This window comes from Clostridium sp. (assembly GCF_030532265.1).
Lineage (GTDB): Bacteria > Bacillota > Clostridia > Clostridiales > Clostridiaceae > Clostridium.
Genome location: NZ_JAUNLM010000067.1, coordinates 1 through 8,981, shown reverse-complemented (window position 1 = coordinate 8,981; position 8,981 = coordinate 1). Strand labels below are relative to the sequence as shown.

The 8,981-nt window shown below is 26.1% G+C and carries 8 protein-coding genes; 7 read left to right on the top strand and 1 reads right to left on the bottom strand.

The genetic code is table 11. The features are described from left to right. The first annotated feature begins 1,324 nt into the window (after positions 1–1,324). From Q4E08_RS10760 to Q4E08_RS10735, 6 genes are all read left to right on the top strand, one after another. Positions 1,325–1,906, top strand: a complete 582-nt coding sequence (locus tag Q4E08_RS10760) for an RDD family protein (protein WP_303130865.1) — start codon at positions 1,325–1,327, stop codon at positions 1,904–1,906. A 102-nt stretch (positions 1,907–2,008) separates the two neighbouring features. Further along, the gene (locus Q4E08_RS10755; protein WP_303130864.1) at positions 2,009–2,332 is read left to right on the top strand and encodes a PTS sugar transporter subunit IIB; all 324 of its coding nucleotides are present in this window, start codon (positions 2,009–2,011) and stop codon (positions 2,330–2,332) included. Between the two features lie 44 nt (positions 2,333–2,376). Beyond that, entirely contained in the window at positions 2,377–3,735 is a 1,359-nt protein-coding gene (locus Q4E08_RS10750; protein WP_303130863.1) for a PTS sugar transporter subunit IIC, read from the top strand. Further along, complete coding sequence (locus Q4E08_RS10745; protein ID WP_303130861.1) at positions 3,735–4,259, top strand: GrdB-related putative oxidoreductase; 525 nt, start codon at positions 3,735–3,737, stop codon at positions 4,257–4,259. The genes Q4E08_RS10750 and Q4E08_RS10745 overlap by 1 nt, the downstream gene beginning before the upstream one ends. A 68-nt stretch (positions 4,260–4,327) precedes the next feature. Beyond that, positions 4,328–5,416: a M42 family metallopeptidase gene (locus tag Q4E08_RS10740; RefSeq protein ID WP_303130859.1), complete on the top strand. Its 1,089-nt coding sequence runs from the start codon at positions 4,328–4,330 to the stop codon at positions 5,414–5,416. 29 nt (positions 5,417–5,445) lie between these two features. Beyond that, positions 5,446–6,537 (top strand): M42 family metallopeptidase, encoded by a 1,092-nt coding sequence (locus Q4E08_RS10735; RefSeq protein ID WP_303130857.1) that lies wholly within the window; start codon positions 5,446–5,448, stop codon positions 6,535–6,537. A gap of 41 nt (positions 6,538–6,578) precedes the next feature. Here the strand turns inward: Q4E08_RS10735 and Q4E08_RS10730 are convergent, their stop codons facing one another. Then, the gene (locus tag Q4E08_RS10730) at positions 6,579–8,174 is read right to left on the bottom strand and encodes a sigma-54-dependent transcriptional regulator (protein WP_303130855.1); all 1,596 of its coding nucleotides are present in this window, start codon (positions 8,172–8,174) and stop codon (positions 6,579–6,581) included. 255 nt (positions 8,175–8,429) lie between these two features. Between Q4E08_RS10730 and Q4E08_RS10725 the strand changes: the two genes are divergently transcribed. Beyond that, positions 8,430–8,915: a glycine/sarcosine/betaine reductase selenoprotein B family protein gene (locus tag Q4E08_RS10725; RefSeq protein ID WP_303130853.1), complete on the top strand. Its 486-nt coding sequence runs from the start codon at positions 8,430–8,432 to the stop codon at positions 8,913–8,915. Positions 8,916–8,981: the final 66 nt, after the last annotated feature.

The following is an 8,981-nucleotide window of genomic DNA, read 5'->3' as shown; positions in this document are numbered from 1 at the left end:
TAAAATGGTTAGAATTAGTGGTTAAAGGTTTTAATTGAAAATTTATGATTTTATAGAATTAAGGTTTTATGTTATGAAATATATGTAAATGTATATTATACTAATGAAAAGTATAGGGGATTAGATGAATTAAAATTTTATATATTATAAAATAATTATGTAAAAAAGTATCATAAAATATAATTATATTTATTGTGTAACTATTTGTGTACATTTCTTTGAAAAGAAGTAAAAATAAATATTTAATAATTTGTTTGATAAATATAGAAATTTAACTTCTAATCTTAAAATGTGAGTATTTTATTAAATTATTATTAGATTAAATAGATTATAAAAAAATTAAATATTACTATATTATAAAAATACTTGAAAGGTTAAAGGTAAGTAGTTTTAATTAAAAATAAAATTTATATATTCATATATAAGCTGGTAATATTTTGATACAAAAAAATATTACCAGCTTATTAAATATTATTTAAAAACATAATTGTGTAATATAGTAGTTTAATTGTAAAAATCAATAAATATAGATTTAGATATAAATTAAAAGTAAAATTTATTTTATAAATAGTAATTTTACATATCTAATTCAGAATTGTCATTAAAATTGTTTAAATTGTTACTAGAGCAATTAGGACAAAACTTTACATCTTTAGTTTTATCCAAATAATTTGTTTTGAATATTGCATCACAATCTTCACATTGAATATAAGAGTTGTTTATCCAGCTTATTTTAATTACCTCCTTAAAAATAAATATTAATATAATTATATTTATTTCCAATAAATTATATTGTTAATTATTTATAATGAAATAAATAAAATATTTAATATAGAGAAGAGAGTTAGAAGTAGTGGGTAAGTTATTTAATTTAAAATTTATAATTAATTAAAAAGGAGTTTTAGACTCCTTTTTTCTTTCGATTAATTATTTATCAACTATTATATCGTAATTAACAATAATAAGAATAAAATTGTATAAATATGTAGATGACTAATGTGTATTTTAAGAAGAAAAAAATATATTGTGTGATAAATTATATGTTATTTAGAGATTAGTGTATAAAAAAACTGTAATATTAATTGTAAATTATGAAATTTTAATATTACTTAACCAATCTATAAATAAAAAATGGTTTAAAATCAATGATTTATGTATTTGGCATGATAGTTGCTGTAAGTTAATGTCAAGAAAATAAAAAATATATTTATATAAAGATTAACAAAATAGTTACAATATTTACAAAATAGTTGTAAATATTGCAAGATACATGATATAATTCAGCTTACATATTATAGAATTATGGGTTTAGGGTAGGTGCATTATGAAAAATATAAGAAAAAAAGAAAAAGTACAAAATGATAAGAAAAGTTCAATAAAATTAAAAAGATTTATAGCAGCTTTAGTGGATTGGTACTTAGCATCAGTAATTGCAGGTATACCTGTATTGTTAATATATAGTATAGAGAGTGGAGAGGCTAATATAGCTAAATCATTATCATATATGTCACTGAAATGGGGAATTATTTCAGGTTTATTAGCTGTTTTATTAGGAATAGCATATTATGTTCTGATACCTATTTATTGGAGAAATGGACAGACGTTAGGTAAAAGCTTAGTTGGTATAAAGGTAGCTAATATTGATGGAACTGATGTAAACATAAGAAGCTTATGTAGTAGGGAAATATTAGGAGCAATAATAATTGAGGGTGGAATTATTTGTAGTAGTGAGTATATAAGACAAATGTTAGCATTATTATCTAATATAAGTGTTTATTCCGTATTATCTTTAATAGCGACAATAGTTACTGGAGTATCAATTGTATTATTATTTAGAAGTAAAGATAATAGAATGATACATGATTATATAGCAAGTACAAAGGTTATAGAGCTTTCAAAAGCTTAAATTAAATATAAAAGTTAAAATGAAATTGATTTCATTGGTCTAATAAAAGATTTAGAAATTAATTCATAAAATAAATAAAATTATAATAAGGGGAGAGAAATTATGAAAAAAGTTTATTTGTTTTGTAGTCAAGGAATGTCAACAAGTTTATTGGCAAGTAAAATGCAGGATGTAGCTAATAAACATAAGTTACCTATAGTTGTAAAGGCTTTTCCACATGGGAAGATAGAGCAAATATCTAGGGAAGATAATCCAGACTGTATATTATTAGGACCACAAGTAAAATATCTTTATAATGAGACTATTACAAAACTTGAGGATTTAAATACGCCAATTGCTGTTATAAGTTCAGAAGATTATGGAATGATGAATGGTGAAAGGGTTTTAAAACATGCATTAATGTTAATAAAAAAGAATAGAAAATAAAAAATAAATAATAAATAATAAAGGGTAAACAAGGGGGAGCATGAATGTTTTCAAAAATGGAAAAAGTGTTAATGCCTATAGCAGATAAACTAGGTAGTAACAAAATATTAGTAGCTATACGTGATGGTTTCTTAATAACAACACCATTACTTATTGTTGGATCAATATTCTTACTTATTGCTAACTTTCCAATACCAGGATGGGAAGATTTTTGGAATAATATATTAGGACCGAATTGGACAACTTGGTTTACTAATGTATCAAGGGCAACTTTTAATATGATTGCATTACTTACTTGTGTTGGAACAGGATATGCATATGCTAGAGAGTTGAATGGAGATAAAATACAAGGAGCAGCAGTTGCTTTAGTTTCATTCTTTATACTTATGCCAACAAGAATTCCATTTGAAGGTGCTGAAGGACCATCTTTAATGAGTGGAATATCATTTGAATATGTTGGATCTAATGGTATATTTTTAGCTCTTATAATATCTTTATTATCAGTAAAACTATTTACATGGGTTTATAAAAAAGGGTGGACAATAAAGATGCCAAATGGTGTACCACCAGCAGTTGCTGATTCATTTGCAGCTTTAGTTCCAAGTGCTATAGTAATAGGAGCATTTTTCTTTGTACGTATAGGTTTTGAATTTACACCTTTTGAAACAGCTCATAATTTTATATATAAGGTACTACAAACACCACTTCAAGGTGTGGGGAATACTTTATTTGCTCAAATTATCTACAGTTTAGCATGTACAACTTTTTGGTTCTTTGGTATTAATGGACCAGCGGTTGCAAATACTGTTTTTGCACCTATTACAAAAATATTAACAATGGAAAATTTAGAAGCATTTCAAGCAGGATTACCATTACCAAATATATTTACAGATCCATTTTCAAATTTCTTTACAGGATTTGGTGGTGGAGGAAGTACACTTTCATTAGTTATAGTAATGGTACTTTTCTGTAAGTCAAAGAGAATAAAGCAACTAGGTAAATTGTCAATAATACCAGGATTTTTTGGAATAAATGAACCTATAATATTTGGGTTGCCAATAGTATTAAATCCTATATTAATAGGACCATTTATAGGAGTTCCTTTAATAAATTTAGTTTTATCAACTTTTGCAACTAAAGCGGGAATAATACCTTATACTACAGGAGTTTCATTACCATGGACTACTCCTATAGGATTTTCAGGATATTTATCAACTGGAAGTTTTATGGCATCATTATGGCAAATAGGTTTATTAGTATTAGGATGTGTAATATATTATCCATTTATAAAAATGTTAGATAAACAATATTTAAAAGACGAAGAAACTGCATCAAGCGAAGATTCAATAGATGATTTATCATTTGATGATTTAGAAGTCGATGAAGTTCAGGAGGTTAAATAGTGAAAGTTTTAATGATATTTGATCAAGTTCAAGCAGGACTTGGAGGAAAAGAAAATCCAGATCTTACCTTGGGTGGAAAGACTATGCCGATAGGTTCATCTAGTATGTTAGAAAAAGATATGAAGAATGTTGATGGAAAAATAATAGCATGTCTGTATTGTGGAGATGGTTTTTTTAAGAAAAATGAAGATATGGTTAAAGCCAAAATGGTTGCGATGATTAAGAAAATAAATCCGGATGTTGTTATTTGTGGACCGGCTTATAATTATGCTGGATATGCAATGATGTGTGCAGAATTAGCAAATGAGATAGAAAAAAAATCATCAATACCAGCTTTAGCAGCTATGTCAAAAGAAAATGAAGAAACAATTAATAAGTTTAAAGATATAGTTGATATAGTAATTATGCCTAAAAAAGGTGGAACAGGTTTAAGTGAAGCTTTAAATAATATTTGTTTATTAGCGAAGAAAAAAGTTGATAATTCAGAAGATTTAATTGAATTCAAGAAAAAGGTTTGTTATTAAAAATGGGGTAGCCTAAAGTGTTAGGCTGCCTTTTCTAAAAGGTAGATAATGAGGAGAGAGGGAGTTTTATGATATTAAATGATAATACATTAAATTTAATGAAAGAAATAACACAGATAATAGGTGTTTCAGGATATGAAAAAAATATTTCTACTGTTTTACAGAATCATTATAGAAAATATACAGATAATATAATATTCGATAATTTAGGTTCTGTATTTGCAATTAAGAAGAGTAAAAAAGAAAATGCAAAAAAAGTTATGATATGTTCACATATGGATGAAGTTGGATTTATAGTTAATGATATAAAAGAAAATGGATTAATAAAAATATTACCAATAGGAAATATTTTCTCAAAGTCTCTTATAGGACAAAGAGTTAGGGTATTAAATTCAAAAGAAAAAGAAATTACTGGGGTTATAATTTCAAAGTCTCAGTTAATGTTAAGTAATGATGAAAAGAAAATGGATATAAATATTGATAAGTTATTTGTTGATATTGGAGCTGAATCAAAAGAAGAAGTCTTTGAAAATGGAATAAGAATTGGAGATTCTATTGTAGTAGATGGAAAATTTGAGTCACTTTTAAATGGTAAAAGGTTGGTTTCAAAGTCATGGGATGATAGATATGGATGTATTCTTGGAATTGAAATATTAGAAGAACTAAAAGATGTAGAAATTGATGTGGACTTATATGTTGGTTGCACCGTACAAAATGAGGTTGGCTTGAGAGGTTGTATAACATCAACAAATTTAATAAAACCGGATTTAGCAATAGTATTAGATTGTTTATATTCAAATGATATAAATGGAGATGATGATAACACTGGAAAATTAGGACAGGGTGTTTTAGTAAGTTTTTATGATAAATCAATGATGCCAAATAGATTATTACTTAATTATTTAATAGATATCTGTGAAGAAAATAGTATAAAGTATCAATATTATTACTCAATGGATGATAGTGATGCTGGATGGATACACAAGTTACTAGAAGGGTGTCCTACATTAAAAGCATGTATATGTGCTAGAAATATGAAAACAAATAGTTCTATAATAGATTCAAGTGATTATCTAGCAGCTAAGAGTGCCGTATTAGAAATTATAAAATCATTAAATTCAGAACAAGTAGAAACGTTTAAAGCTGAAAATAGATAAGATATTTAGATTTATTAGGAGGAATAGTTATGGTTAATAAAGCTAGGTATGGCGATGTAGATATTAAAATGCTTAAGGAGTTAAGTGAAGCAGATGGTATTTCGGGTGCTGAAAAAGAAGTTAGTAGAGTTGTAAAAAAGTATTTTGACATATATGCTGATGAAGTTTCTTATGATAATCTAGGATCAATTATAGGATTAAAAAAAGGAAAAATTGATGGACCAAAAATTATGATAGCTGGACATATGGATGAAGTTGGATTCGTTGTTAGAGCTATAGATGAACAAGGATATATAAAATTATTACCTGTAGGTGGTTGGTGGGGCCATGTTTTACCATCACAAATCATGAGAATAACCACTAAGGATGGTAAAAAAATAAAAGGAGTTGTTGGAAGTCGTGCTCCTCATGGAATGCCAGCATCTGAAAAGGAAAAAGTGATAAAACCTATGGATTTATTTTTAGATTTAGGAGTAGAAAATAGAGAAGAGGTTATTGAACTTGGGGTTAAAATTGGTGATATGATTACACCAGATACTAAGTTTGAAGTTATGAATAATGAAAATTATTTATTAGGAAAGGCTTGGGACGATAGAATAGGGATAGCTGTTGCTATAGATGTACTTAAGGAACTTAATAATGTATATCATGAAGCAAATATATATTCAGTTGGTACTGTACAAGAAGAAGTTGGAATAAGAGGAGCTAGAACGGCAACACATAAAATAAAGCCTGATATAGCTTTTGCTTTAGATGTTACAACTGCAAAAGATACACCAATGGACAAGGGGGGGTTACCTCTTGGATGTGGAGCTGTTTTAAGTGTCTTAGATGCATCTACTATTGGAAATAAAATTCTTATAAATAAAATTGAAGAAGTATGTAATGAATTTGGTTTAGATATAAATTATGATTGTATGATTGCTGGGGGTACAGATGCCGGCAATATACATAAATCATTAGATGGAATAATTAGTATGACATTATCTATTCCTACTAGATATATGCATTCACATACATTATTAATACACAGGAAAGATTATGTTCAAACAGTTAAAACAATAGCAGAGTTTTGTAAGAAACTAGATAAAAAGTTATTAAGTGTTATAAAGAATAGATAAGTATAAGCAAAAGTCTACACCATTAAGATGTAGACTTTTTTTTAGTTCATAATATAAATACATATAAGTATTATTAGAATAAATTCAGAGTTAGATAAATATAAATTTAGGTTGTTTTCAATTATATCTAAATATTCTGAGGCTAGATTATATTCATTTTGAAATAAAGACTTTAGTTTATTTTGAAGTGATATAGTATCTAAAGTTATAAATGTCATTCTATCATAAATTAAATCTATATGAATATTGAATAATGACTCATACATTTTGTATTTAAATAACTTTTCAATGGATTTATTAAAATTACAGAGTTCAGAATTTATTTCATCAAATGTTGAATATGAAAAGCTATGTTTATAATCAGCACAATTATCTTGTATTGAATCCAAATAATCAAATAAAATTTTATTGAAGTCTTCAATCGATGAATTTTTATTTGATGCAATAATTTCTGTCTGATTCAATAAGTTTTTATAAGATGAAAACATAGAATGTTTTTGCCTTTTATAAGAATAACTGGTTATATTTGTATTTTTATCATATATAAAATATCTATTAGTTGAGTTTAACTTATTTAATAATGAATTCTCATCTACTAAAGGGTTTGATATATTCTTAAGCATATCTTTTGGTAAGTCAGGACTATTTATTTTTATTTGTTTTTTATTATTTATAAAATATTCAGTATATGCATTTGCAACTGCGAGTTTAATATCGTTTCTAAGTTGTCCCACATTATATGGACAATCATATGATAAAAAACAGAGCATTGCATTGTAAGAAATAGAAACAGGTTTATCTAAATTTGTACTTTCTTCTTTCAAGAAAGTTTCAATTAAAGTAAGCCTTTCTTCTAAGCTTCTTTCTCGTAAAGTTGGTATCTTTATTTTTATAGATATACGTCTTAAGAAAGTACTAAGTAATTTTTTATTTATATTTTCATTAGTTGCACAAATTATTCTAACATCAGATTTTATTTTTTTTGAAACTTCACCAAATCTTCTAAAATAACCAGTATCCATAAATAAAAATAGCATTTCTTGACCTTCATTAGGAAGATTGTGAATTTCATCTAAAAATAGTATTCCACCATTTGCTTTTTCAATAAGACCTACTCTATCTTCAGTTGCTCCTGTAAATGTGCCTTTTTTTACTCCAAAAAGATGTGAGCTTAAAAGTTGAACATTATTTGCATAATCTGAACAATTAAAATGTATAAATGGAATATCCTTATTATTAAAGAAAGATACTGCATATTCATGCATAAGTTTTGCAAGCATTGATTTACCAGAGCCTGTTTCACCTATAATCAGTGAGTTCATTCCATTTGGTGGATAAAGTATAGCGGTTTTTGCTAATTTAGTTGCCTCTGTAAGTGATGGATATAAATAAGATAAATTATCAAGAGGTGATTTATATGTAAAATCAATATTAGAAGTATCTTTTATATAATATTTAACTGGTCTACTAGAGTTTTTGAATAATTTTCCGCTTTTAATTAATAAATTAAGATTCTTACTTATATTTGATCGTTCTATATTTAAAATTTCACACAATTGATTAGTTGTAACACCATTACCTTTATCCAATTTTTTTACTGTATCATAAATCAAATCAATTCTTTTAATTTTTCCCATCTCAATCCCCCAATTAATGTATATTCTTTGATTTCATCATGTATAAAGTATTTGTTTAAAATTATTTTAGTGTGTAAAAAAAGTAAAAAAATATATTATTATGTATTATTCTAAAGCACACTTATATTAAAAGCAATTAAAAATAAAAATATAACTTTGAAAAAGTAGCAGAAAAGGTGAAATAAGAAATAGTATAAAAGCTTGGCATAACAATTGCTTTATTTAAATATTACTTAGCTTAAGGAAGGAGCGACTATGAAAAGAGTAGTTTTAGTATTGAATAATGCGCAAGTTGGATTAGGGAATAGAGAAAATGATGATTTAGCTCCAGCTGGAAGAAATGATGTTATAGGTCCAGGTAAATTATTTGAACCATATCTAAAAAAAAATGGAGCAGAAATAATTGCAACTTTGTATTGTGGGGATAAATATTACTTAGATAATAAGATTGAAGCTGAAGATAAATTTATTTCTATGGTAGAAAAGTTAAAAGCTGATATTGTTATATGTGGACCAGCTTTACATTATTTTAATTTTGGAAAAATGGCTATTGGAATTGCAGAAAAAATTAATAATATTATTAAAATTCCAACTTTTGCTGTTATATCATCAGATAATCCAGTTCTTCAATATTTTGATGACAGTGAGTTTATATTTATAACACCTAATAAAAAAGAGATTAATTTAGATAAATTTATAAAAATTATATGTGATGAAGCTATGAAAAGATTAAGTGAGTAGTAGAATAAAAAGGAGGAATAAATTATGAAATGGGCTATGATAGCTACTTGGAGAATGGCAGTTGAA

Excerpts from the sequence above, each read along its gene's own strand:
- Q4E08_RS10735 (WP_303130857.1), top strand. The coding sequence starts at position 5,446 with ATGGTTAATAAAGCTAGGTATGGCGATGTAGATATTAAAATGCTTAAG.
- Q4E08_RS10750 (WP_303130863.1), top strand. The coding sequence starts at position 2,377 with ATGTTTTCAAAAATGGAAAAAGTGTTAATGCCTATAGCAGATAAACTA.
- Q4E08_RS10725 (WP_303130853.1), top strand. The coding sequence starts at position 8,430 with ATGAAAAGAGTAGTTTTAGTATTGAATAATGCGCAAGTTGGATTAGGG.
- Q4E08_RS10730 (WP_303130855.1), bottom strand. The coding sequence starts at position 8,174 with ATGGGAAAAATTAAAAGAATTGATTTGATTTATGATACAGTAAAAAAA.
- Q4E08_RS10755 (WP_303130864.1), top strand. The coding sequence starts at position 2,009 with ATGAAAAAAGTTTATTTGTTTTGTAGTCAAGGAATGTCAACAAGTTTA.
- Q4E08_RS10760 (WP_303130865.1), top strand. The coding sequence starts at position 1,325 with ATGAAAAATATAAGAAAAAAAGAAAAAGTACAAAATGATAAGAAAAGT.
- Q4E08_RS10740 (WP_303130859.1), top strand. The coding sequence starts at position 4,328 with ATGATATTAAATGATAATACATTAAATTTAATGAAAGAAATAACACAG.